24 protein-coding genes and 1 pseudogene are annotated in these 22,027 nt (G+C 71.2%); 15 read left to right on the top strand and 10 right to left on the bottom strand.

Annotated elements, in window-relative coordinates:
• The first annotated feature begins 98 nt into the window (after window positions 1-98).
• Both FJ108_08745 and FJ108_08740 read left to right on the top strand, forming a co-directional pair.
• Entirely contained in the window at window positions 99-659 is a 561-nt protein-coding gene (locus FJ108_08745) for a hypothetical protein (protein ID MBM4335987.1), read from the top strand.
• A 3-nt stretch (window positions 660-662) separates the two neighbouring features.
• Window positions 663-947 carry a hypothetical protein gene (locus tag FJ108_08740; protein ID MBM4335986.1) on the top strand — a complete coding sequence of 95 codons (285 nt, stop codon included), beginning with the start codon at window positions 663-665 and terminating at the stop codon, window positions 945-947.
• Here FJ108_08740 and yhbY read toward each other — a convergent pair.
• On the bottom strand, window positions 905-1,258 hold the full coding sequence (yhbY, locus tag FJ108_08735) for a ribosome assembly RNA-binding protein YhbY (protein MBM4335985.1): 354 nt from the start codon (window positions 1,256-1,258) through the stop codon (window positions 905-907). The genes FJ108_08740 and yhbY overlap by 43 nt on opposite strands.
• Window positions 1,259-1,316: 58 nt before the next feature.
• On the opposite strand from yhbY, the gene FJ108_08730 reads away from it, so the two are divergent.
• Window positions 1,317-2,063, top strand: a complete 747-nt coding sequence (locus FJ108_08730) for a glycosyltransferase family 2 protein (GenBank protein ID MBM4335984.1) — start codon at window positions 1,317-1,319, stop codon at window positions 2,061-2,063.
• On the opposite strand, the gene FJ108_08725 is transcribed toward FJ108_08730, so the two are convergent.
• Window positions 2,060-2,995, bottom strand: a complete 936-nt coding sequence (locus FJ108_08725) for a hypothetical protein (GenBank protein ID MBM4335983.1) — start codon at window positions 2,993-2,995, stop codon at window positions 2,060-2,062. The genes FJ108_08730 and FJ108_08725 overlap by 4 nt on opposite strands.
• A gap of 122 nt (window positions 2,996-3,117) precedes the next feature.
• Here FJ108_08725 and FJ108_08720 point away from each other — a divergent pair, with 122 nt between their 5' ends.
• The 3 genes from FJ108_08720 to FJ108_08710 are packed head-to-tail and all read left to right on the top strand — an operon-like array spanning window position 3,118 to window position 5,605.
• Complete coding sequence (locus FJ108_08720; GenBank protein MBM4335982.1) at window positions 3,118-3,975, top strand: ferritin-like domain-containing protein; 858 nt, start codon at window positions 3,118-3,120, stop codon at window positions 3,973-3,975.
• A complete protein-coding gene (locus FJ108_08715; GenBank protein ID MBM4335981.1) occupies window positions 3,972-5,150 on the top strand; it encodes a hypothetical protein in 1,179 nt (392 codons plus the stop codon). Before FJ108_08720 ends, FJ108_08715 begins: the two co-directional genes overlap by 4 nt.
• A complete protein-coding gene (locus FJ108_08710) occupies window positions 5,147-5,605 on the top strand; it encodes a DUF4281 domain-containing protein (GenBank protein ID MBM4335980.1) in 459 nt (152 codons plus the stop codon). Before FJ108_08715 ends, FJ108_08710 begins: the two co-directional genes overlap by 4 nt.
• Here the strand turns inward: FJ108_08710 and FJ108_08705 are convergent.
• Both FJ108_08705 and FJ108_08700 read right to left on the bottom strand, forming a co-directional pair.
• Window positions 5,602-6,186, bottom strand: coding sequence for a carboxymuconolactone decarboxylase family protein (locus FJ108_08705; GenBank protein MBM4335979.1), 585 nt, complete (start codon window positions 6,184-6,186; stop codon window positions 5,602-5,604). The genes FJ108_08710 and FJ108_08705 overlap by 4 nt on opposite strands.
• A gap of 38 nt (window positions 6,187-6,224) precedes the next feature.
• Window positions 6,225-6,950: a hypothetical protein gene (locus FJ108_08700; protein ID MBM4335978.1), complete on the bottom strand. Its 726-nt coding sequence runs from the start codon at window positions 6,948-6,950 to the stop codon at window positions 6,225-6,227.
• 94 nt (window positions 6,951-7,044) lie between these two features.
• Between FJ108_08700 and FJ108_08695 the strand changes: the two genes are divergently transcribed.
• Complete coding sequence (locus tag FJ108_08695; GenBank protein MBM4335977.1) at window positions 7,045-8,730, top strand: SulP family inorganic anion transporter; 1,686 nt, start codon at window positions 7,045-7,047, stop codon at window positions 8,728-8,730.
• Here FJ108_08695 and FJ108_08690 read toward each other — a convergent pair.
• Both FJ108_08690 and FJ108_08685 read right to left on the bottom strand, forming a co-directional pair.
• Window positions 8,727-10,049 carry an acyl-CoA desaturase gene (locus FJ108_08690; protein ID MBM4335976.1) on the bottom strand — a complete coding sequence of 441 codons (1,323 nt, stop codon included), beginning with the start codon at window positions 10,047-10,049 and terminating at the stop codon, window positions 8,727-8,729. The genes FJ108_08695 and FJ108_08690 overlap by 4 nt on opposite strands.
• Window positions 9,809-10,369: a hypothetical protein gene (locus tag FJ108_08685; GenBank protein ID MBM4335975.1), complete on the bottom strand. Its 561-nt coding sequence runs from the start codon at window positions 10,367-10,369 to the stop codon at window positions 9,809-9,811. Before FJ108_08685 ends, FJ108_08690 begins: the two co-directional genes overlap by 241 nt.
• Before the next feature lie 324 nt (window positions 10,370-10,693).
• On the opposite strand from FJ108_08685, the pseudogene FJ108_08680 reads away from it, so the two are divergent.
• Both FJ108_08680 and FJ108_08675 read left to right on the top strand, forming a co-directional pair.
• A pseudogene (locus FJ108_08680) lies at window positions 10,694-12,720 on the top strand (APC family permease).
• A 36-nt stretch (window positions 12,721-12,756) separates the two neighbouring features.
• Window positions 12,757-13,257 carry an N-acetyltransferase family protein gene (locus tag FJ108_08675; protein ID MBM4335974.1) on the top strand — a complete coding sequence of 167 codons (501 nt, stop codon included), beginning with the start codon at window positions 12,757-12,759 and terminating at the stop codon, window positions 13,255-13,257.
• 11 nt (window positions 13,258-13,268) lie between these two features.
• Here the strand turns inward: FJ108_08675 and FJ108_08670 are convergent, their stop codons facing one another.
• Both FJ108_08670 and FJ108_08665 read right to left on the bottom strand, forming a co-directional pair.
• A complete protein-coding gene (locus tag FJ108_08670; protein MBM4335973.1) occupies window positions 13,269-14,591 on the bottom strand; it encodes an FAD-dependent oxidoreductase in 1,323 nt (440 codons plus the stop codon).
• Window positions 14,592-14,604: 13 nt separating this feature from the next.
• On the bottom strand, window positions 14,605-15,414 hold the full coding sequence (locus FJ108_08665) for an SDR family oxidoreductase (GenBank protein ID MBM4335972.1): 810 nt from the start codon (window positions 15,412-15,414) through the stop codon (window positions 14,605-14,607).
• 109 nt (window positions 15,415-15,523) lie between these two features.
• Between FJ108_08665 and FJ108_08660 the strand changes: the two genes are divergently transcribed.
• The 5 genes from FJ108_08660 to FJ108_08640 all read left to right on the top strand — a co-directional run bounded on the left by FJ108_08660 (window position 15,524) and on the right by FJ108_08640 (window position 20,537).
• Window positions 15,524-16,405: an aldo/keto reductase gene (locus FJ108_08660; GenBank protein ID MBM4335971.1), complete on the top strand. Its 882-nt coding sequence runs from the start codon at window positions 15,524-15,526 to the stop codon at window positions 16,403-16,405.
• A gap of 47 nt (window positions 16,406-16,452) precedes the next feature.
• Window positions 16,453-17,382, top strand: a complete 930-nt coding sequence (locus FJ108_08655) for a zinc-binding dehydrogenase (GenBank protein ID MBM4335970.1) — start codon at window positions 16,453-16,455, stop codon at window positions 17,380-17,382.
• Window positions 17,383-17,467: 85 nt separating this feature from the next.
• Window positions 17,468-18,625, top strand: coding sequence for an acyl-CoA dehydrogenase (locus tag FJ108_08650; protein ID MBM4335969.1), 1,158 nt, complete (start codon window positions 17,468-17,470; stop codon window positions 18,623-18,625).
• Between the two features lie 14 nt (window positions 18,626-18,639).
• Window positions 18,640-19,314 (top strand): peptidylprolyl isomerase, encoded by a 675-nt coding sequence (locus tag FJ108_08645; protein ID MBM4335968.1) that lies wholly within the window; start codon window positions 18,640-18,642, stop codon window positions 19,312-19,314.
• 17 nt (window positions 19,315-19,331) lie between these two features.
• Complete coding sequence (locus FJ108_08640) at window positions 19,332-20,537, top strand: FAD-dependent oxidoreductase (GenBank protein MBM4335967.1); 1,206 nt, start codon at window positions 19,332-19,334, stop codon at window positions 20,535-20,537.
• Here FJ108_08640 and FJ108_08635 read toward each other — a convergent pair.
• On the bottom strand, window positions 20,534-20,971 hold the full coding sequence (locus tag FJ108_08635) for an acyl-CoA thioesterase (protein ID MBM4335966.1): 438 nt from the start codon (window positions 20,969-20,971) through the stop codon (window positions 20,534-20,536). The genes FJ108_08640 and FJ108_08635 overlap by 4 nt on opposite strands.
• A gap of 50 nt (window positions 20,972-21,021) precedes the next feature.
• Between FJ108_08635 and FJ108_08630 the strand changes: the two genes are divergently transcribed.
• On the top strand, window positions 21,022-21,441 hold the full coding sequence (locus FJ108_08630) for an aminoacyl-tRNA hydrolase (GenBank protein MBM4335965.1): 420 nt from the start codon (window positions 21,022-21,024) through the stop codon (window positions 21,439-21,441).
• Here the strand turns inward: FJ108_08630 and FJ108_08625 are convergent.
• The gene (locus FJ108_08625) at window positions 21,438-21,989 is read right to left on the bottom strand and encodes a gamma-glutamylcyclotransferase (GenBank protein ID MBM4335964.1); all 552 of its coding nucleotides are present in this window, start codon (window positions 21,987-21,989) and stop codon (window positions 21,438-21,440) included. The two genes, FJ108_08630 and FJ108_08625, sit on opposite strands and share 4 nt — an antisense overlap.
• Window positions 21,990-22,027 lie beyond the last annotated feature (38 nt).

Raw genomic sequence — 22,027 nt, 5'->3', positions numbered from 1 at the left:
TCACGGCCGCGATCGTGCGCGGGGTCTCCGGCCGCATCCGCGACAGGGGCAGGCCGAACTTCGCGAAGCGCCAGAGCTGGGACGCGCGTTGGAGCAGCATGCGCCTACGCTACCACAGCAAGTCGGGCTTGCGGCCGGTCGCGTGCTCGTCGACCCTCTCGCCAGGAGGCCGCGCCGTGGGCGATCTCTCCGAGTTCTCGCTGCCGATCCGGATGTTCCTGCGCGGCTACCGCTGGCGGGTCGTCGATCCCGTCCCCTGGGCTCCGCTGCGCGTGCCGCTCGCGCGCGCGCGGCTGGCGCTCTTCTCGAGCGCGGGCTTCGTGATGCCGGGGCAGCCGGCCTTCGACGAGGGGATTCGCGGCGGCGACCCGAGCTTCCGCGAGATCCCGAGCGACGCCGATCCCGCCGCGCTCGTCGACACGCACCGCAGCGAGTCGTTCGACCATGCGGGGATGCAAAGCGACCCGAACCTGGCGTTTCCGCTCCAGCGCGCGCGCGAGCTCGCCCTGCGCGGTCGGATCGGCTCGCTGAACCACCGCCACTGGAGCTTCATGGGGAGCATCACCGCGCCGGGTCGCTTCGTGGCCGAGACGCTGCCGCGGATGGCCGCAGACGCGCTGGCCGATGGCGTCCAAGCCGCGCTTCTCGTCCCCGTCTGACCGATGTGCAACCAGGCCGTGTGCCTGGCCGCGGCGGAGCTGGAGCGAAACGGCATCTCGACGGTGGCGCTGGTGCTGCTTCGCAGCGTTGCCGAGCGCGTGCGTCCACCGCGAGCGCTCGCGCTCCCGTTCCGGCACGGCTACCCGCTCGACGCGCCGAACCAGCCCGAGCGCCAGCACGCGGTGATCGAGGCGGCGCTTCGACTGCTCGAGACGCCGGCGGAGCGGGGACCGCTCCTGGTCGACTACGAGCCCGCGCCGCCGCCGCCGCCGGCCCGGCCCGCCTGAGCTCGCGGCCGCGCCGGCACGCGGATCTTGCGCTTCTTCGGCTCACGGTTCTGCCGGAACAGGATGCCCACGTGTCCGACCACGCCGACGACCTCGGCGAGCAGCTTCTCGGCCATCTCGGCCAGAAGCGCGCGCTTCTCTTCCTTCCAGTCGCCGAAGCGCACCTTGATCAGCTCGTGCGCGAGAAGCTCCTGGTCGGTCTTGGCGAGCACGGCCTCGGTGAGGCCCTCCTTGCCGATCATCACCACGGGCCTCAGCGGGTGCGCGAGCGACCGCAGGTGGCGGCGCTGGAATCCCTCGAGCTCGTCCATTCTCGTCTCCCCGGAGCCGATACCGAGCGCAGACCGTATCATGCGCGCGGAGCCGAGGATGTACCGAGACAGACGAGTGGTCGTGGTGATGCCCGCGTACAACGCGGCGCGAACACTTCGCCGCACCTATGAAGAGGTGATGGCGCAGGGCATCGTCGACGAGCTGATCGTCGTCGACGACGCGAGCACCGACGAGACGGCTCGGATCGCGGCGACGCTTGCCAAGACGAAGCTGATCGTGCACGAGAGGAACAGCGGCTACGGCGCCAATCAGAAGACCTGCTACCGCGCGGCGCTCGCCGCGGGCGCCGACGTGGTCGTGATGGTGCACCCCGACTACCAGTACACGCCGAAGCTGCTGCCCGCGATGGTGGCGCTGGTCGGCGGCGACGTCTATCCGTGCGTGCTCGGCTCGCGCATCCTCGGCGGCGGCGCGCTGCGCGGCGGGATGCCGATCTGGAAGTACGTCTCGAACCGCGTGCTCACGCTCGCCGAGAACTGGCTGCTCGGCTCGAAGCTCTCGGAGTTCCACACCGGCTACCGCGCGTTCTCGGCGGAGCTGCTGCGCGCGCTTCCGCTCGACGAGAACTCCGACGACTTCCTCTTCGACAACCAGATGCTGGCCGAGATCCTCTGGCGCGGCTCCGAGATCGCCGAGATCACCTGCCCGACGCTGTACTTTCCCGAGGCCTCGTCGATCAACTTCTCGCGCAGCGTGCGCTACGGGCTCGGCTGTCTGGCGACCGGCGTCGAGTTCCGGCTCGCCCGTCTGGGCCTGCGCGCGTCCGCGCGCTTTCCCGCCTAGCGCTTCGCGCTCGCGCTGCTGCGCGCGCCTTCGGCCTGGCCGGCCGCGACCGCGCGCTCCGGTCCCGCGCCCGCCACGACCAGCCAGAGCGCGAGCGCGAGCACGAGCGCCGCGGCCTTCTCCAGCCGGTGTCCCTGCAGCGCGCCGCGCAGGCTCGGGCGCGAGCCGCGCAGCGCGCGTCGCTCGCGGTGGAACGCGGCGATCAGGCGCTCCAGGTCCGCCGCGCTCTCGACCGCCTGCAGTGCTCCGTGCCGCGCGGCCGAGATCGCGCCGCGCTCCTCGGAGACCACCAGACAGAGCGCATCGGTGCGCTCCGACAGTCCGAGCGCGGCGCTGTGCCGCGTGCCGAGCCCGTGCGGCAGGTTCGCGCCGCGCGCCAGCGGCAGGTGCACGCCGAAGCGAGCGACGTCGCGGTCCGAGATCACCACCGCGCCGTCGTGACCGGGCGAGTGAGGGTCGAACAGGCTCTCGATCAGCGCCTCCGAGACGCGCCCGCCGAGCAGCTCGCCGCCCGAAAGGTGGCGGTCGAGCTTCTGCAGTCCCGCGATCACGACCAGCGCCCCGTGCTTCTCGCGGGCCAGCCGCGCGAGCGCGCGCGCCAGCACCTCGGTCGAGTCGAGTCGCGGACGCGGGTCCTCGCGCCGGCCCATCGCGACGGCCGCGAGCTCCTCGAAGCCCTGCCGCAGCTCCTCCTGGAAGATCACCACGAGCACGAGAGCGGCCGCGGCGAAGAAGCCGTGGAAGACCCAGGTCGTGAGCTGCAGGTCGAAGAGCCGCGCCGCCAGGTACACCAGGCCCAGCAGCCCCATGCCCAGCGCCACCAACGCCGCCTGCGAGCGGCGCAGCCAGGAGATTCCGGCGTAGAGCAGCACCGCGACGATCCCGACGTCGAGCGCGTCCGAGATCCCGAACTCGCGAAAGGTCTCGACCATCGCCCCTCACACGGGATCGACCGGCGAATCCGGTGACCCGAGCCTCGGGGGGTGGAGCGACCTTACCGAAATCCGCGGCCGAGCTGTAGTCTGCAGCTCGCGCTTGCGCGCATCGAGTGCGAATGCCCGACTCGCCGGCCAGCGTCCGTGAGCTCTGCATCCAGATCCTCGCCTGCGGGGAGCTCGAGGCAAAGCTCGCGCCGGTCGTGCGCGCGGACGGGAGCTGGCTTCCGGACTTCGAGCCCGGGCCGCCGCTCGTCTTCGACCGGCCCGCGCGCGCGCGGGAGCTCGAGATGCGGGGCGGAGCGCAAAAACTGCCGCGACCGGGCGTGCTCTCCGATCCGCTGGCTCGGATCGTCTGCCTGCGGCGCTTCGCGCACCACGAGCTGATGGCCGTGGAGCTCTTCGCCTGGGCGCTCCTGCTCTGGCCGGACGCCCCGCCGGAGCTGCGCCGCGGCTGGTGCCTGGCGCTCGCCGACGAGCAGCGACACTGCCGCATGTACCTCGAGCGGCTTCGCGCGCACGGCGCCGCGCTCGGCGGCGAGCCGCTCTCCGACTACTTCTGGAAGCACGCGGCCGCGATTCGCGCGCACGAGCGCGGGCCGGCGGCGTTCCTCGCGGGGATCGGCCTCACGCTCGAGCAGGCGAGTCTCGACTTCACACTTATCTTCGCCGACGGCTTCCGGCGCGGCGGGGACGAGGAGAGCGCGCGCGTCTCCGAGGTGATCCACGCGGACGAGCGGCGCCACGTGCGGCTCGCCGCCGAATGGCTCGGTCCGCTCTCGCCCGACGACGAGGACGAGCTCACCGCCTATCGCCGTTCCGTGCCGTTTCCGCTCGGCGCCGCGCGCGCGAAGGGCCGCACGTTCAGCGTCGAGGCGCGCCGCGCCTCGGGGCTCTCGGAGGCGCTGATCGAGCACGTGCGCGCGGCGCGGCCCGAGAACGAGCGACCGCCGGGGAAGCCGGCAGCGCGGCCGTGAGCGGCCCGACGCGGCTGTTCGCGAACCTCGGCGCGGAGGAGCCGGACGCGTGGCAGCGCATGAGCGCGCACCCCCGCGTGCGCACGGCCGCGCGCCTGTGGGCGGCGCTGTTTCCGGCCGGCGCGCGGCTGGTCGGGCCAGGCGCGCCGGAAGCGCCGCGCCTCGCCGCGGCCTTCGCCTGCGATGCCGAGCGGCCCGCGCTGCCGTTCTGCGCGCCGGGCGAGTCACTCGTGCCCTGGCTCGCGACCGAGCAGGCCGAGCGGCTCGCGCGCGAAGAGGGCGTTCCGTTCGCCCCGCCCCCGGCCGAAGTCGTGACGCGCGTGCACGACAAGGCGTTCGCGCAGGAAGCGGCGCTGGCGTCGGGCCTGGTTCCGCCGCCGCTCGTGGGAGCGACGCTTGCGCTCGGGCCCGAGGAGCTCGTCGAAGCCGACGCCGTTCGGTGTCGGATCGAATCCGCGGTCGCGCGCTGGCCGCTCGAGCTCCGAGCGCGCTTCACCGTGAAGCCCCGGCTCGGGACGAGCGGCCGCGGCCGGCTCGACGGGGCGGACGGTCGCATCGACGCCGAGCTTCTCTCCCGGTCGCTGTCGCGCCTGCGCGATCGCGGCGGCGCGCTGATCGAGCCCTGGCTCGAGCGAATGCTGGATCTCTCGGCACAGCTTCTCGTCTCGGGGCCCGACGAGGTCCGCGTGCTCGGGACGCTTCGGCAAGTCGTCTCCGCGCGCGGCGCGCCGACCGGCCACGTCGGTCGGATCGATCGCGAAGGCGAGGTCGACTCGGGCACGGCGTGGGACGCAGCGCTTCGCGAAGCCGCGCTCGCGATCGGGCGGGCTGCGGCGCGCGAGGGCTTCCGCGGCGCCTGCGGGGTCGACGCCTTCGTATTCCGCGGCAGCGACGGCGCGCGGACCCTGCGCCCCGTCGTGGAGCTGAACGCGCGCTTCACCATGGGCACGGTCGCGCTCGGCCATTTGGCTCGGGCGGTCCGAGCCGGGCTCGCGCGCGGCGCCGGCGCGTTCTACTTCGGCTTCGCGCCCGGAGCCGGCGCCTGGCCGTCCGAAGCGCGCCGCGGTGCGCGTCTCGAGCCGATTCTCGACGGCGATCCCTCGGCCCGTCTCTGTCTGGCCACCGACGAGCTCGCGCTCGCCGACGCGCTTCCAACCATCCGGAGGTCCGAATGAATCCTGCGACCCTGTTCACGCTCGCGAACGTGCTTCCGCTGCCGATCTGGCTGATCTGGCTGATCGCGCCGCGCTCCAGTGTCTCTCGTCGTCTGGTCGAGTCACTCTGGCCGTGGCAGATCCTGGCCGCGCTCTACCTGGTCTTCATCTGCATCGCGTTCTCCGGCGCGGGCGCCGCCCCGGTGGCCGATGGCGGCGCCGCGCCGAGCTTCAACAGCCTGGCCGGAGTCATGGCGTTCTTCGACAGCGAGTGGGGCACGCTCGCCGGCTGGGTGCACTACCTGTGCTTCGATCTGTTCGTCGCGCGCTGGATCATGGGCGACGCGCCGGGCGGGGGGCATCGCCTGGCGCCGGTCCTGTTCCTCACGCTGATGGCGGGGCCGGTGGGTCTGCTGCTCTACCTGTCTGCGCGCGGATTCTTCCGCGGCAGCGCCCGCGGGGCCGCCTCCGCCTAGGCCTCGACGATCGGGTCGTCGCGATCGTCGTACTCGAGCCGGAGCGCGCGCGACATCGTCGCGTGCAGCTCATAGGTGCAGGTGATGTAGGTGAGCTCGAGCACCTGCTCGTCGGAGAGGCCCGCGCGCAGCGCCGCGAACGTGTCGTCGGAGACGCGTCCGCCCTGCAGCACCAGATCGTCGGTGTACGCGAGCACCGCGCGCTCGAGCGCGGAGTAGGCGTTCGAGGTCGGCCAGGCGGGGATGTCGTGGATCTGCGCCTCGGGCATGCCGAGCGCGCGCGCGGCCTTGCAATGCTGTGAGAACACGAACTGGCTGCCGCGCGCGTAGCCGGCGCGCATCATCGCGAGCTCTCGGATCTTCGGATCGATCAGGCGCTTGGGGCTCCGGTACAGCCCGAATCCGGCGACGGCGTGATCGAAGACGTCGGGCACGAGCGCGAAGACGGTCCACCAGTTCCCCGGCGTGCCGGTCGCGGTGCCCGGCTGAGCGACGGGATCGCGCGACCCGAAGAGCAGGTCGTAGATCTTCAGCACCGACGGAGCGGCTTCGGCGCGCGAAACCTGGCGTAGACGCGGCATCTCGTTCCTCCCGCTCCATCCGCGGAGCGGCCGCCATCCTACCGCGTGCGGTGGAGCAGGTAGAGCTCGCAGGCGACCGAGATCTCGGCCTTCGCGCCGAGCGTGCGCGAGACCGGGCCTGCGATCGCGAGCCGGTCGAGCGCGGGCTTGGTGGCTCCGATTGCGCGCTGCATGTCGTCCACGCCCGAACTTCGCGCCTGCTCGAGCCAGGTCCAGAGCGGCGCGAGCTCGGGGTGCGCGAGCTCCCGATCGATGCGCGCAAAGACCGGCGCGCAGGCCTCGACCACGCGCGCCTCGAGCAGCTCCGGCACGCGCGTGTAGCGGCAGGCCTCGAGCCAGGCCGCGAACACGAACGGGTGACCGCCGTTGCCGCGGAAGGCCCGCTCGAGCTCGCTCTCCGCGAAGAGATAGCCCGCGGCCGCGGCCCAGGCGCGCAGATCGCGGCGCTGGAGCAGAACGAGCGGCACCCGCTGAACCCGACGCCCGTCGAGCTCGCGCTCGCCGCGCGCGCGCACGAGCGCGCGGTGCAGCGCGATCCCTCCCGACCGCAGACAGACCACGCCGGGCGCTTCGCGCGGCTGGTCGTCGTCGTCGGCGTGCTCGTGCACGACCACGTCGGCTCCGCTCTCGCGCAGCCGCGCGGCGGCCGCCTCGACGAGCGTCGTCTTTCCCATTCCCGGCCCGCCGAAGACGACGGGCGCGCTGCCGCGCAGCGCGCCGTCCACGACGCGCCGGATCACGGCCTCTCGTGCCAGCCAGCTCACTCGCGCAGACTAGTCAGGTCGTCTCCCGTCCGCCATGCGGGCCGGGCGCCGTCGAGCGCGCGACCGGGCGGAGTGCGATGATGCGCCGGGTGCAATGCTCCGATCCGACGAGAGATCCGAAGCCGTCGTGACCGAGCGAAGCGCGAACGGGAGCTCGCTGCGCTTCGATCTCGTCGCAGGCCTCACGGCCGCCGCGGTGGTGCTGCCCAAGGCGATGGCGTACGCGAGCGTGGCCGGGCTGCCGGTCGAAGTGGGTCTCTACACCGCCTTCCTGCCGATGGTGATCTATGCGCTGCTCGGGTCCTCGCGGGTGCTGAGCGTCAGCTCCACCACGACGGTGGCGATCCTGGCCGGCACACAGCTGGGGTTGGCCGTGCCGGATGGAGATCCGGGCCGTCTGCTCGTCGCCGTCGCCACGCTTGGCGCGTTGGTCGGTGTCGCGCTGATCCTGGCCGCCGCGCTTCGGCTCGGCTTCGTCGCGAACTTCATCTCGGCGCCGGTCCTGACCGGCTTCAAGGCGGGGATCGGCCTGGTGATCGTGCTCGACCAGGCGCCGAAGCTTCTGGGCGTCCACGTCGCGAAGGCGGGTTTCTTCCGCGACGTGGGGACGTTCGCGCAGCACGTGCCCGAGACATCGCTCATCACGGCCGCCGTGGCGGGTGCGACGCTGCTGGTGCTGATCGGGATCGAGCGCCTCCGGCCGCAGCTGCCGGCGCCGCTGGTCGCGATCGGGGGCGGCATCGCGGCCTCGTGGTATCTCGGTCTGCACGACCTCGGTGTCGCGACGGTCGGACGGATACCGACGGGGCTTCCGACACTCACGCTTCCCGACCTCGCGCTCGCGCAGCAGATGATTCCCGGTGCGCTCGGCATTGCGCTCATGAGCTTCACCGAGACGATCGCGGCCGGGCGCGCCTTCGCCGACCGAAGCGATCCCCCGATCGACGCCAACCGTGAGCTGATCGCGACCGGCGCAGCGAACCTGGGCGGCGCGTTCACCGGCGGCATGCCGGCCGGCGGCGGCACCTCGCAGACCGCGGTGGTCCGCGCGGCGGACGGCCGCTCGCAGAAAGCATCGCTCGTCACGGCCGCGGCCGCGGGGCTGACCATGCTTCTGCTCGCGCCCCTGATCGGCCTGATGCCCCACGCGACGCTGGCCGCGGTCGTGATCGTGTACTCGGTCGGACTGATCGCGCCCGCGGAGTTCGTGGCGATCCGAAAGGTGCGCACGATGGAGTTCCGCTGGGCGCTGATCGCCTGCCTCGGCGTGCTGGTGTTCGGCACGCTGAAGGGCATCGTCGTCGCGATCATCGTGTCGCTGATCGGCCTGGCCAGTCAGACCGTCCGGCCGCAGGTGTACGTGATCGGGCGCAAACGGGGCGCCGACGTGCTGCGCCCGCTTTCCCCGGAGCATCCGGACGACGAGACGTTCCCCGGCCTGCTGATCGCGCGGCCCGAGGGCCGCATCTACTTTCTGAACGCGCAGAGTGTCGCGGAGAAGCTCAACGAGCTGGTCGCCCGGTACCAGCCGCGCGTGTTCGCGCTCGACCTCTCTCGGGTGCCCGACATCGAATACTCCGGGCTGCAGCTGTTGATCGAGGCCGAACGACGCGCACAGACGCGCGGCTTCGAGCTCTGGCTGGTCGGACTGAATCCGGGCGTGCTCGAGGTGGTGCGTCGCTCCGGCCTGGCCGAGCGCCTCGGCCGCGAGCGCCTGCTCTTCAACGCGCGCGAGGCGATCGCGCGCCATTCGAATCCTGACCGATCGCTCGAGTCCTAGCGGCGGACGCCCACCGTGTGGAAGTCGAGCACGCTGCGGGTCGCGGCGGTGAGCGTTCGCTCCATGTAGGGCAGGCCGCGCGAAGCGCAGTAGCGCCGCACGACCGGCGCCGCCCGCCGCAGGTGGCGGCGGGGCATGCTCGTGAACAGGTGGTGCTCGATGTGGTTCTCGAGGCCGCCGCAGAGCGCGCGGATCGCGGCGCCGCCGGTGTAGTTGCTCGTCGTCACGATCTGCAGCGCGGCGAAGTCGAGCGCGGGCGGCTCGTCCCAGGCCGGCTTCTCGTAGTGGTTTCCGGCAAAGATCCAGTTCAGGTAGACGCCCGCGATCCAGCTGTAGGGGATGTACAAGGCGACGCCCCAGGGACCATAGAGGAACACGAAGATCGCCAGGATGACGGCCGTACCCGCGAGCGAGTTCGCGAGCTCACCGCGAAACCGATCCGGTCGGTGGTCCTTCGTGTAGAACGCGTCGCGCACGCCCAGCAGCGCCAGCAGTCGCGGCAGCGTGAGGCCGTTGCGCCGCACGAGGACCAGCACGTCGATGGCCGCCCACACGCGCGAGCGATAGCGCCGATCGGGCTCCCAGCGCTCTCGCTTGTCGCGGTCGATGCTGCGAACGTTGGGCGCGCGATGGTGCGCGTTGTGACCGTGCCTCCAGCCCGACGGAAACTCGCCCAGGATGAAGCAGAAGACCCAGGTGAGAACCTCGTCGATCGGGCGATTCCCGAACAGGTTGCCGTGGGCGGCGTCGTGCATCGCCCAGCCGATCCGCGCGTGAAGCACCGACGCGATCGCGAATAGGGGAATGCCGGCCCAGAGCGGAGACCGCGCCGCGAGCACGAACAGGGCCAGCGCGCCGGCGAAGGTGAGCGCGGCGTCGACCAGCGGCGCGAGCGGCGCCGGCTCGAAGCAGCCGAGCGCCTCGAGCTCGCTCCTCAACTGCCGAAATGAAGTCGGTTCGCCGGCTCGGACGTCGTCGCGCTCGGCTTGGTTCGCTGCGCGCTCATGGGAGAGGTTTGGAGTGATGCGCGCGATTGTACCCGCTCTCGCTCGCGCGTGAAGCCCGAGATTCCGCGCGCCTACCCGCGCCGTGCCGGGATCAGCTCGTAGTGCTCGGCGTGCTCCGGTCGCATGGCGCGCGTCTCGGGGTCGATCAGCCAGCGCATCGCGAGCCGCTCGGGTACGCGAATCACGCCTGGCGGGCGCAGCGTTCCGAAGACCCAGTCCCAGAGCGGTGACGTGACGCCGTGATTCGTCTTCGGATCCGCGAAGTGGTGGTAGAAGTGGTGGCGGCGCGCGAAGCGACCGTAGGCCCCGAATCCCGCGTGGGTGTGCTCGCGCCGGTGCATCGCCTCGTATCCGAGATACGTGCCCGCGAACGACACGACGAACGCCAGCCCGGCGCTCGCTCCCGCGAGCCAGACCGCAGGTCCGCTGAGCAGGCCGACCACGGCGAGCGCCGCCAGCGCCTTCTTCCAGCTCGGCGCGAAGTAGTCGCCCTCGCCGTGGTGCCGCACGTGCTCGGTTGCGAAGGGGTTGGGACGGGTGCGCGTGTCGTGTCCCAGCCAGCGGTGGATCACGTACTCCAGGAACGACCAGGTGAGCGCGCCCAGCACGAGCGCCGCGACGACTCCTGTCATCCGCTCCTCCGCTTCGGTCGGTCATTCTCGTGACGGTTTGCGGCTCGATCATACCCGCTCGGGCGCGGTCGAGGATCGACTCATTGCGCAGGGGGAGGAGCGGCGATATCTCTTCGCGCCGCAATCGCCGAGTCCACGCCGCGGAGAAATGCGGTGGGAACGGGGGACCCAACTCATTGGGGCGTATCACCGGCCGGTTCGCCGTCCGGTGTAGGGCAATCTCTTCGGCCCGAGCCCGTCAGCTAACCCCGTAGGCGTCGGAGAGGAGACCCCGCCGGAGCCTCCGTCGTCGATCTCCTCGAGATCAACGCGGAGGTTCCAGAAATGGCCGACGAGCCGTTCCCCGTGCGCGCGTGGCGCCTGCTGATCGGCGCGCCGCGCAGCCTGGCGGATCGATCGATCTTCCACCGCCTGTCGCTGGTGCCGTTCCTGGCGTGGGTGGGTCTCGGCGCGGACGGCCTCTCGTCCTCGCCTACGGCCCGGAGGAGGCGTTCCGAAGCCTGGGCGAGCACGCCTATCTGGCCGTCGCGCTCGCGGCGGCGATGGTCGCGACGGTGCTCGTGATCTCGGCGGCGTACAGCCGGATCATCGAGGAGTTCCCCCACGGAGGCGGCGGGTACGTGGTGGCGACGAAGCTGCTCGGTCCGCGAGCCGGCGTTCTGTCCGGGTCCGCGCTCCTGGTCGACTACGTGCTCACGATCACCGTCTCGATCGCGGCCGCGGGTGATGCGCTGTTCAGCTTCGCGCCGCTGGCCTGGCACGTAGCGAAGCTGCCGATCGAGATCGCGCTGATCCTCGCGCTCACTACGCTGAACCTGCGCGGCGCGCGCGAGTCCGTGCTCGCCCTGGCGCCGATCTTCCTGGTCTTCCTGGTCACGCACGTCGCCGTGATCGGCGGCGGACTGTTGTTGCGAGCGTCGGAGTTGCCGAACACCGCACAAGAGCTCGGGGCGGGCTTTCGCGGCGGCCATGCGCTTCTCGGCACGGCGGGCATGCTCGCGCTCCTCGTCCACGCGTTCTCGCTCGGAGGCGGCACCTACACCGGGATCGAGGCGGTCTCGAACGGCGTGCCGATCATGCGCGAGCCGCGGGTGCGTACGGCGCAACGCACCATGGTGTACATGGCGAGCTCGCTCGCCTTCACCTCCACGGGACTGCTGCTCTCCTACCTGCTCTGGAAGGTCGTCTTCGCTCCGGGCAAGACGCTGAACGCGGTGCTGGTCGAGCAGGTCGTCGCCGCGCTGCCGTACTTCGGCGCCGGGGGCGGGAGCTTCGGATCGTCCCTCGGCCGGGGCTTCGCGGTGATCACGCTGCTCTCCGAGGGCGCGCTTCTGGTCGTGGCCGCGCAGGCGGGCTTCCTCGACGGCCCGCGCGTGCTCGCCAACATGGCCAGTGACTCGTGGCTGCCGCGCCGCTTCGCAGCGCTCTCCGACCGGCTCACGACGCAGAACGGCATCCTCCTGATGGGCGGGGCGGCGCTCGCCGCGCTGATCTACACCGCGGGCGACGTGCGCGCGCTCGTCGTGATGTACAGCATCAACGTGTTCCTGACCTTCTCGCTCTCGATGCTGGCGATGCTTCTCGCCTGGCTGCGCCGCAGGGGCTCGTCGCAGCGGGCCACGGTCCGGCGCCGGCTCGCGCTCTTCGGCACGGGCCTCGCGCTCTGCGCGACGGTGCTCGCGATCACCGTGTTCGAGAAGTTCGAGGATGGCGGATGGCTGACTCTGTCGGTGACCGCCGCGGTCGTCGCGCTCTGCTTCGTCGTGCGCCGGCACTACCGGCGCGTCGGCGCGGCGCTCTCCGCCCTGTACGCGCAGCTCGGGGATCTGCCCGCCGAGCCCGACCGGGCCGCGCGCATCGCGAGCGCGCTCGCGCACGGCCTCGACCCGGCAGCGCCCACGGCGGCGGTGCTCGTCGCGTCGTACGGCGGGCTCGGCATCCACACCACGTACGGAATCCTGCGCAGCTTTCCGGATCACTTCCGGAACATCGTCTTCCTGTCCGTCGGCGTGATCGACTCCGGCGCGTTCAAGGGCGAGGACGCGCTCGAGGCGCTTCGCGCCGAGACGGAGCACATGCTCGGCCGCTACGTGGATCTGGCCCACGGCCTGGGCGTCGCCGCGAGCTACCGCTTCGCGATCGGCACCGACGCCGTCGAGGAGGCCGAGAAGCTCTGTCTGCAGGTCGCGCGCGAGTTTCCCCACACCACCGTCTTCGCAGGCAAGGTCGTCTTCGAGCGGGAGCGCTGGTACCAGCGACTCCTGCACAACGAGACCGCGTTTGCGATCCAGAAGCGTCTGCAGTTCGAGGGCCAGACCATGGTGATCCTGCCCGCGAAGCTCGCCCGCTAGCGGCCCGCGAAGGTGTCGATCGCGTAACATGGAGCGATGGACGAAATCCGCCGCGCGACGCTCGCGGACGCTCCCGCGATCTCGCGCATCTACAACTGGTACGTCGAGAACACCGTGATCACCTTCGAGGTCGATCCGGTCTCGGACTCCGAGATGGCGCAGCGCATCGCGAGCACGCTGTCGCAGCACGAGTGGCTCGTCCACGCGCGCGGCGGAGAGATTCTCGGCTACGCCTGTGCGGGTCGGTTCCGCGAGCGCGCGGCGTACCGCTTCGCCACTGAGTCGACGATCTACCTGCGCAACGGATTGCAGGGGCAGGGGCTCGGCAAGCCGCTCTACCGAGAGACGATCTCGCGCATCTTCGCGCTCGGGTACACGAGCCTGATCGGCGCGATCGCGCTGCCCAACGACGCGAGCGTGCGCCTGCACGAATCGCTCGGCTTCGAGAAGGTCGGCCATCTGCGCCGGGTCGGCTGGAAGCACGAGCGCTGGATCGACGTCGGATCGTGGCAGCTCGAGAAGCCGCTCGTTCCCTGAAACTCTGCCGTTCAGGCGCCGGCGCGCAGCTCGTCGTCGACGCGCCGGTCGGCGCGCCGCAGATACCAGAGCAGCGCCTGGCCGCCGAGCCAGCGCAGTGGCTCGGGTGGCCACGGCAGCTCGAAGCGGTCGAGCGCGCGGGCGATCTCCGCCTTCTCGCCGAGCGCCTCGTCCGCGAGCGTTGCGCCCATCAGCGTGCAGGTCGGAACGCCGTGCCCGTTGCAGCCGCCGTAGTAGAGGGCCTGGCCGCCGGCGAGCGCGCCGTGGACGGGAAGGAAATCCAGGGTGATCGCGATGTAGCCGCCCCAGTAGCGCTCGATCGGAACGCCGGAGAGGGTGGGGAAGCGCTCGCGGAAGGCGCGCTCGATCAGACGGAACGAATCCGGCTGGCAGGCTTCCGGAAGGCGGTTTCCGAACGCGACGTTCACGTCCTTCGACCCGCCGACCACGCGGCCGTCCGCCGTGATCCGGTAGTTCTCGAGGATCTCGTGCGCGGTGTAGATCGCCTCCCCGCCGCGCCAGCCGAGTGAGTCGCGCTCGGCGGAGGTGAGTGGCCTTGTGATGAACTGGTGCACCCGCGCAGGAACCATCTTGTGGCGCAGCAGGCGAAACGCCACGGGCGTGTAGGCGTTCGTGCAGAGCAGCAGCTTGCGCGCGCGAAGCGATCCGCCTGCCGTCTCGACGCGCGGCTCGCTTCGCAGCTGCAAGGTCTGCACGGGTGTCTGCTCGAACACGCGCGCGCCGGACGCGAGCAGCGCGCGCCGCAGGCCGAGCCCGTACTTGCCCGGGTGCATGTGCCCGCCACAGCCTTCCAGCACGCCGAAGCGGAACGCGGGCGGAAGTCCGCGCGCGCGCATGGCGGCCTCGTCGAGGAAGCTCGCCTTCACGCCGAGCTCGCGCGCCAGCTCGGCGCTCTTGCGCAGCGGCTCGCGGTGGCGCGGATGCACGCCGGCGACCACGTTCCCGCTGCGCACGTACTCGCATTCGATGCCGCGGCTGGCGATCGTCTCCTCCCAGAACTCGACGGCGCGCTCGGCGAAGCGGATCAGGCGTGCGCCGCGCTCGCGGCCGGCCTGCCGGATCACGCTCACGATGTCCTTGCCGATCGTCGGCGTGACGTGCCCCGCGTTCCGGCCGCTCGCGCCCGCGCCGCAGAACTCCGCCTCCACGAGCGCCACGTCGACTCCGCGCTCGGCGAGCCGCAGGGCGGCGCACATCCCCGTGATGCCGCCACCGACCACGGCCACGTCGCAGCGCAGATCGCCTTCGAGCCGGGGCGCGAGCTGCACGGGCGGCTCGAGCCAGAAGCTGCCTTCGGTGAATGGGAGCTGCATCTGCGTTCGCCCCTCAGCGGATCGAGTAGGTGGATGCGAGGACTCGTTCGAAGAGCGCCGCGGGCAGCAGCCGCTTCGCGAACACCGCGGCGCGCTGGTCCCAGCGCCCGACCGAGTAGCGGACGCCGACGCGCGGCGCCGCCACGAGCTTCGCCACCAGATCGGCGACGCGCTGCGGATCCGCGCCGTTTCGCTCGTCGCGCTCGTAGATCGAGACGACCCGCTCCATGCGCTCCCGGTGCGCGGGCGAGCGCGACTCGCGCGCGAAGACGCGAGCGGCGGTGAAGCCCGTCTTGAAGTCGCCCGGCGTGATCGAGGTGGCGTCGATTCCGCTTCCCGCGAGCTCCAGTCGCAGCGCCTCGTTCAGACCCTCGAGGGCGAACTTGCTGGCGCTGTAGAACGGCTGGTACGGCATGCCGACCAGGCCTCCCAGCGAGCCGATCGCGATCAGTCGTCCGGCCCGCTGCGCGCGCATCTGCGGAAGCACGGCGCGAATCATTCGCACGGCGCCGAAGAAGTTCGTCTCCATCTGCCAGCGGACCTCGTCGAGTCCGGTGTCCTCGACCGAGCCGCACAGGCCGACGCCGGCGTTGTTGACCAGAACGTCGATGCGGCCCTCGGCGGCGAGCAGCGCCTCGACACAGCTTCGCGTGGAGTCGTCGGAGGCGACGTCGAGCGGCAGCACTCGGACCGCGCCGTCGTCACCCGCAGGCGCACGGCTCGTGCCGTACACGTGGTGCCCGCGCGCGGCGAGCGTTCGCGCGATGCAACGGCCGAACCCGGACGACGCGCCGGTGACGAGGACGACCTTTGGCATTGGCATGGAACCCCTCCTCTTTGGAATCGAGGATACGACGCACGAGGGGGATTCCACCAGCGGAGCTCTCGATCGAGTAGGCTTGCTTGGGTCGACCTCCGGGGAAGGCGCTGCCATGATCGAACGGATTCCCTTCGGCCGCACCGGCCACCTCTCGAGCCGGACGCTGTTCGGCGCAGCGGCGCTCGGCGGAATGAGTCAGGCGCGTGCCGACGCGGTGCTCGAGAAGCTGCTCGCGTTCGGCGTGAATCACATCGACACGGCGGCGAGCTACGGCGACTCGGAGCTGCGCCTCGCAGCGTTCCTGAAGCGTCACCGAAGCGCGTTCTTCCTCGCGACCAAGACGGGGCAGCGCACCGCCGACGCCGCCCGCAACGAGCTGATGCGTTCGCTCGCGCGCCTCGACGTCCGCTCCGTCGACCTGATCCAGATGCACAACCTGGTCGACGAGGTCGAGTGGGAGACGGCGCTCGGGCCGGGCGGCGCGCTGGACGCGCTGGTGGAGGCGCGCGCCGAAGGGCTCGTCCGCTTCATCGGCGTGACGGGCCACGGCACGCGCGCCGCCGCGATGCACCTGAAGAGCCTCGAGCGGTTCCCCTTCGACTCCGTGCTGGCCCCCTACAACCACTCCATGATGGAGCAGGCCGAGTACGCGCGGGACTTCGAGGCGCTGTACGTGCTCTGCCGCGAGAACGGCGTCGCATTGCAGACCATCAAGTCGATCGCGCGCCGTCGCTGGACCGAGGCCGACGCCGAAAAGCGCTTCAGCTGGTACATGCCGATCCGGGATCGCGAGGCGCTGCGGCGGGCGGTCCACTACGTGCTCGCGCGTCCGGGACTCTTCCTCGACACCTCGAGTGACGCGACGTTGCTCGACGCGGTGCTCGAAGCGGCGTCGCAGCCGATCGCGCTGCCAGCCGACGCGGAGATGCGCGCGGACGCCCGCGCGCTCGGCGTCGAGCCGCTCTTCGTTCGCGGGGTCTCCGATTCGATCTGAGCCGCCGGGCAGGACTCGTGTACGCTTCGCACGAGAGGGGAGTCGCGATGCGCGCGGTGCGTTGCACGGGACGTGAAGTCCGGGTCGTCGTGCTGCCGGAGCCGTCGGGGCCGGGCGTGCGAGTGCGCGTTGCGACGGCGGGGGTGTGCGGCTCGGACCTGCACATGCTCGGGCAGGTGCAGGGGGTCACGCTCGGACACGAGATCGCAGGAGTCACCGACGACGGAAAGCCCGTGGCCGTCGAGCCGATGTCGCCCTGCGGGCGCTGCGAGCCGTGCCGGGCCGGGGACTACAACCTCTGCGTCGAAGGCGCTGCGATGTTCCACGGCGTGGGGCGAGACGGCGGAATGGCCGACGAGATGCTCGTTCCTGCGCGCGCGCTGGTGCCGCTCCCGAGCGGGTTGCCGCTTCGCGACGCGTCGCTGGTCGAGCCGCTCGCGGTGATGGTGTACGCGCTGCGCCGCGCTGGGCTGCGCGCGAGCCAGCGCGTCGCGGTGGTCGGAGGCGGAACGATCGGGCTCTGCGCCGTCGCGGCGGTGCGCGCGAGCGGCGCCGAAGTCGCGCTCGTGGCCCGCTACGACGCGCAGCGTGCGGCGGGCGAGCGGCTCGGCGCGACACAGGTCAGCGGGCAGTACGACCTGGTGGTGGAGGCCGCGGGCAGCGAGAGTGCGCTCGCGCAGGCGGTCGAGCTCGCAAAGCCCGGCGGCAAGGTCTCGATCCCGGGAATCTACTGGCAGCCGGTCGGCATGCCGGGCCTCGCGATGGGCATGAAGGAAGTCACGCTGATGCCGGCCTTCCTCTACTCGCGCGGCGCGGTGAGCCGCGACATCGACGCTGCGGCCGCCACGCTCGCGGCCACGCCCGAGCTGCCGCGCGCGATCATCACGCACCGCTTCCCGCTCGACGCCGCGGCCGAGGCCTTTGCCACCGCCGCGAGCCGAGCCTCGGGGGCGATCAAGGTCGTGCTCGAGCCGTAGTCGCCGCGGTCGCGCATGCCCGCGCCGACTAGCGGCCACGGCGGAATTCTCCCAAAATCGCGCCACCCGTCCGGAGGCCACCCCCATGAAGCGAGACATCTTCAGCGACGAGCACGAGCTGTTCCGGGAGCAGTTCAAACGCTTTGCCAAGAGCGAGATCGAGCCGAAGATCGCGGGCTGGAACGAGAAGGGCATGAGCGACCGCGAGAGCTGGCGGCGCATGGGCGAAGAGGGTTTCTTCGGCGGCGACGCGCCCGAGGAGTACGGCGGGGCCGGGGGCGATTTCCTCTTCGACGCGATCGTGATGGAGGAGCTCTCGTACCTGCGCGCGCACGCGCTGATGGCGTCGCTGCACGCCGACATCTGCATGCCGTACATCACCGAGTTCGGAACTCCCGAGCAGAAGGCGAAGTACCTGCCCGGCGCGATCCGCGGCGAGATCATCCTCGGCATCGCGATGACCGAGCCGGGCACGGGCTCGGACCTGGCCAACGTGCAGACGACCGCGATCCGCGACGGCGACGCCTACGTCCTGAACGGCTCCAAGACTTTCATCTCGAACGGACAGATCGGCGACCTGTTCGTCGTGGTCGCCAAGACCGACCCCGCGTCCGACCCGCCGCACCGCGGCATCAGCCTGCTCCTCGTCGAGGCGAAGACGCCCGGCTTCGTGCGCGGGCGCAAGCTCGACAAGCTCGGCCTGCGCGGCCAGGACACCAGCGAGCTGTTCTTCCAGGACTGCCGCGTGCCCGTGGCGAACCTGCTCGGCGGCCACGAAGGCCGCGGATTCAAGCAGCTGATGCAGAAGCTGCAGCAGGAGCGGCTCTGCATCGCGGTCGCGTCGATCGCCTCGTGCCGGCGCGCGCTCGACGACACCATGGAGTACGTGAAGCAGCGTCGCGCGTTCGGCCAGCCGATCGCGGGCTTCCAGCACATCCAGTTCCGGCTGGCCGAGCTCGCCACCGAGGTCGAGGTCGGCCAGGCCTTCACCGACAAGCTCCTCGCCGCGCACGTGCGCAAGGAGAACATCGTGACCGAGGTCTCGATGGCGAAGTGGTGGACCACGGATCTGCAGAAGCGCCTCACCTCCGAGTGCCTTCAGCTGCACGGCGGATACGGCTTCATGCTCGAGTACCCGATCTCGACCGACTACGCCGACGCGGCCGTGCAGTCGATCTACGCCGGCACCAACGAGATCATGAAGCGCATCATCGCGCGAAATCTCGGGCTCGACCTCACCTGAAGGAGACGCTACGCATGCACCGATCGATTCTCGCCGCGATCGTCGCGGCACTCAGCCTGTTCGGATCCATCACGCCGGCAATCGCCGCAGAGGAGAAGCCCATGGCCGCAACGGACCCGGCGATCGCCGCAGTCGACGCACAGATCGCGAGCGCCAAGATCGACAAGAACGCCGACCGCTGGAAGGAGCGCCTGCCCAAGCCCGCGCAGGTGAGCTTCACCAAGGGCAAGAAGTACGTCTGGGTGCTCGACACCAACAAGGGTCCGATCGAGGTGCAGCTCTTCGCCGACTCGGCGCCGATGCACGTGACCAGCACGATCTACCTGACGAACCTCGGCTTCTACGACGGCGTGATCTTCCACCGCGTGATTCCCGGCTTCATGGCGCAGGGCGGCGATCCCACCGGCTCGGGACGCGGGGGACCCGGCTACCGCTACGACGGCGAGTTCGGCGGCGCGTCGCACTCCAAGCCCGGCATGCTCTCGATGGCGAACGCGGGCCCCGGCACCGACGGCAGCCAGTTCTTCCTGACCTTCGTCCCGACGAACTATCTCGACGGCAAGCACACCGTCTTCGGCGAGGTCGTGAAGGGCATGGACACCGTCGGGGCGCTCGAGAAGGCGGGCTCGCCCAGCGGCACGACCAAGGAGAAGCTCGAGATCAAGAAGGCGACCATCCGGGTCGACTAGCCGCTACGCTCGGCGCGATGTCCGGGCTCGACAGGATCGTCGTCGTCGGCGCGTCGCTCGCGGGGCTTCGCGCGGTCGAGTCGCTGCGGCGGCTCGGCTTCGGCGGCGAGATCCTGCTGGCCGGCGCCGAGAAACACCTTCCGTACGATCGCCCGCCGCTCTCGAAGGAGATCCTTCAAGGGCGCTGGGACGCGGACAAGCTGCCGCTGCGAAGGCAGCCGTTCGCCGACCTGCGCCTCGACCTGCGCCTCGGGCTCCGCGCCACCGCGCTCGACGTCGCCGCGCGAACGGTCGCCTTCGCCGACGGCCGTCGCGAGCGCTACGACGCGCTCGTGATCGCGACCGGATCCGCCGCGCGAAGGCTCCCGAATCAGCCCGATCTCGCCGGCGTGCACCTGTTGCGCACGCTCGATGATGCGCTCGCCCTGCGCGCAGCGCTGGAGCGCTCGCCGCGCGTGCTCGTGGTCGGGGCCGGATTCATCGGCGCGGAGGTCGCGGCCGCGTGCCGGAGTCGCGGCCTCGAAGTGATTGCGATCGAGCCGCTCGCGGTGCCGCTCCTGCGCGGGCTCGGTCTGCGCATGGGCGCGCTCTGCGCGGAGCTGCAGCGCGAGAACGGCGTGGACCTGCGCTGCGGCGTCGGCGTGGCGGCGATCGAGGGCGACGGGCGAGTCGAGCGCGTGGTGCTCAGCGACGGGACGCGCGTCCCGGCGGACGTGGTCGTGGTCGGGATCGGCGCCGTTCCCGAGACGGGCTGGCTCAGTGGCTCGGGTCTGCGCCTCGACGACGGGGTGGTCTGCGACCAGCACTGCGCGGCCGGCCCGCCGGGCGTGTTCGCCGCCGGCGACGTCGCGCGCTGGCGCAATCCGCTCTTCGACGAGACGATGCGCGTCGAGCACTGGAGCAACGCGGTGGAGCAGGGCGTGTACGTGGCCGAGCGCCTGGCGGGCAGCGCGGCCGGCGCGGAGCCGTTCGCGCCGGTTCCGTTCTTCTGGTCGGATCAGTTCGGCGTGAAGATCCAGTTCGCCGGCCGGATGCGCGGCGACGACGAGATCCGCATCGTCGCCGGCTCGCCGGCCGAGCGCAGGTTCACCGCGCTCTACGGTCGCGCGGGGCGGCTCACCGGGGCGCTCTGCTTCAGCCGGCCGCGCGACCTCGCGAAGTACCGGCGGCTGATCGCCGCGCGGGCCTCGCTCGATGACGCGATCGCCGCCGCCTCCGACTAGGGCGCGAGCGCGGCCGCGAACTTCGCCCGGCGCGCGGGCGGAATCGCCACGAGCTTGCCGTCGTCGCTGACCAGCGCGTGCTCGGTCGTCGCGGTGGCGATCAGCTCGTCGCCGCGACGGACCGCGTAGCCGATCGCCAGCGACACGCGCTTCAGCCAGGAGAGCCAGCAGGTGACCTGCAGCCGGTCGTCGTAGCGGGCCGCCTGCTGGTAGCGCACCTCGAGGCCGGTCACGGCGAAGTGCAGCCCTTCGGCGACGTACTCGCGGTAGGGGCGGTCGTGCAGGTCGAGATACTCGATCCGCGCGAGCTCCAGGTAGTGCACGTAGCGCGCGTGGTGGACCACGCGCATCGCATCGGTGTCGTAGAACGGCACCCGGTAGGCGATCGTCGCGGTCTTCGCGCCGGGCGGCGGATCACTCGGAGGGCGTGGCACGCGCGCAGTGTTCCGGGCGATGCGGGTCGGGTCAAGGCTATCCTCGGGCGATGGCTCCGGCGGCCCCGGTCTTCGAGATTCCCGAGCGCGAGCTGGTCTTCAGCTTCGCGCGAAGCTCCGGCCCGGGCGGGCAGAACGTGAACAAGACCGAGACCAAGGCGACGCTGCGCTGGGACGTGTCGCGCAGCCCGTCGATCCCCGCCGACGTGCGAGCGCGCTTCGTGCGCACGTTCGCGACCCGGATCACCACGGACGGGGAGCTCGTGATCTCGTCCCAGCGCCACCGCGATCGGCTCCGGAACATCGACGACTGCCTCGAGAAGCTCCAGTCCATGCTGCGCCAGGTCGCAAAGCCGCGATTGAAGCGCCGGCCGACCCGCCCCAGCCGCGGCGCGGTCGAGCGGCGAATCGTCGAGAAGAAGCGCCGCGGCGGCGCGAAGCGCGAGCGACGCCGACCCGCGGAGGACTAGGGGCGCATCGCTTCGGGACCGGCGCCGTGCTCGCGAAGAAGTCCGTCGAGCGCGAAGACGTGCTCGTCGTCGGCGGGCATCTCGCGGAGCGAGCGCGCGAGCTCGCGCACGTACTCGGTGTTCGGGCCGCTCGGCCCGCGCGCGCGCGCGATCTGCGCGGCGATCGCATCGAGCGGCGCGGGCCCGAGGTAGTTCGGGTTCGAGGGCGTGGCGATGTAGACCAGCCCGGTCGTTGCACCGCCGTCGGCGAAGCGCAGCTCGACCGGATGGCGCTCGTAGCCCTCGCGCTCGCGGTGATCGAGGTCGGCCAGCACGCACGCGGAGTCCGACTCCGGCACGCGATAGGCGACGCCGAAGCAGCGCGACCCGGCCTCGGGCAGCAGCGTCACCACCCGGCCCGGCGCGCCCGGAACGCCGCGGTGGTCCGTCGATCCCTGCCAGAAGCGCCGCGCGAAGCCGCCGATCCAGGCGGTCCGGCGCTCTGCGAAAGCGAAGGCCGGCCGCCACACCAGTGAGCCGTATCCGAAGATCCAGAGCGCGGTTCGCATCGTTTCTGCCAGCTCCCGAGATCGGCGCGCGAAGGGTA

The sequence above is a fragment of the Deltaproteobacteria bacterium genome (genome assembly GCA_016875225.1).
Classification (GTDB): Bacteria; Myxococcota_A; UBA9160; order SZUA-336; family SZUA-336; genus VGRW01.
The sequence above is the reverse complement of the archived record's forward strand: the minus strand, read 5'-3'. Positions and strand labels throughout refer to the sequence as shown.

Coding starts and splice junctions, on each gene's coding strand:
- FJ108_08675 (MBM4335974.1), top strand. CDS start 12,757: ATGGACGAAATCCGCCGCGCGACGCTCGCGGACGCTCCCGCGATCTCG.
- FJ108_08745 (MBM4335987.1), top strand. CDS start 99: ATGCGCCTACGCTACCACAGCAAGTCGGGCTTGCGGCCGGTCGCGTGC.
- FJ108_08640 (MBM4335967.1), top strand. CDS start 19,332: ATGTCCGGGCTCGACAGGATCGTCGTCGTCGGCGCGTCGCTCGCGGGG.
- FJ108_08670 (MBM4335973.1), bottom strand. CDS start 14,591: ATGCAGCTCCCATTCACCGAAGGCAGCTTCTGGCTCGAGCCGCCCGTG.
- FJ108_08705 (MBM4335979.1), bottom strand. CDS start 6,186: ATGCCGCGTCTACGCCAGGTTTCGCGCGCCGAAGCCGCTCCGTCGGTG.
- FJ108_08710 (MBM4335980.1), top strand. CDS start 5,147: ATGAATCCTGCGACCCTGTTCACGCTCGCGAACGTGCTTCCGCTGCCG.
- FJ108_08730 (MBM4335984.1), top strand. CDS start 1,317: ATGTACCGAGACAGACGAGTGGTCGTGGTGATGCCCGCGTACAACGCG.
- FJ108_08720 (MBM4335982.1), top strand. CDS start 3,118: ATGCCCGACTCGCCGGCCAGCGTCCGTGAGCTCTGCATCCAGATCCTC.
- FJ108_08655 (MBM4335970.1), top strand. CDS start 16,453: ATGCGCGCGGTGCGTTGCACGGGACGTGAAGTCCGGGTCGTCGTGCTG.
- FJ108_08685 (MBM4335975.1), bottom strand. CDS start 10,369: ATGACAGGAGTCGTCGCGGCGCTCGTGCTGGGCGCGCTCACCTGGTCG.
- FJ108_08630 (MBM4335965.1), top strand. CDS start 21,022: ATGGCTCCGGCGGCCCCGGTCTTCGAGATTCCCGAGCGCGAGCTGGTC.
- FJ108_08645 (MBM4335968.1), top strand. CDS start 18,640: ATGCACCGATCGATTCTCGCCGCGATCGTCGCGGCACTCAGCCTGTTC.
- FJ108_08625 (MBM4335964.1), bottom strand. CDS start 21,989: ATGCGAACCGCGCTCTGGATCTTCGGATACGGCTCACTGGTGTGGCGG.
- FJ108_08660 (MBM4335971.1), top strand. CDS start 15,524: ATGATCGAACGGATTCCCTTCGGCCGCACCGGCCACCTCTCGAGCCGG.
- FJ108_08725 (MBM4335983.1), bottom strand. CDS start 2,995: ATGGTCGAGACCTTTCGCGAGTTCGGGATCTCGGACGCGCTCGACGTC.
- FJ108_08650 (MBM4335969.1), top strand. CDS start 17,468: ATGAAGCGAGACATCTTCAGCGACGAGCACGAGCTGTTCCGGGAGCAG.
- FJ108_08740 (MBM4335986.1), top strand. CDS start 663: ATGTGCAACCAGGCCGTGTGCCTGGCCGCGGCGGAGCTGGAGCGAAAC.
- yhbY (MBM4335985.1), bottom strand. CDS start 1,258: ATGGACGAGCTCGAGGGATTCCAGCGCCGCCACCTGCGGTCGCTCGCG.
- FJ108_08695 (MBM4335977.1), top strand. CDS start 7,045: ATGCTCCGATCCGACGAGAGATCCGAAGCCGTCGTGACCGAGCGAAGC.
- FJ108_08665 (MBM4335972.1), bottom strand. CDS start 15,414: ATGCCAATGCCAAAGGTCGTCCTCGTCACCGGCGCGTCGTCCGGGTTC.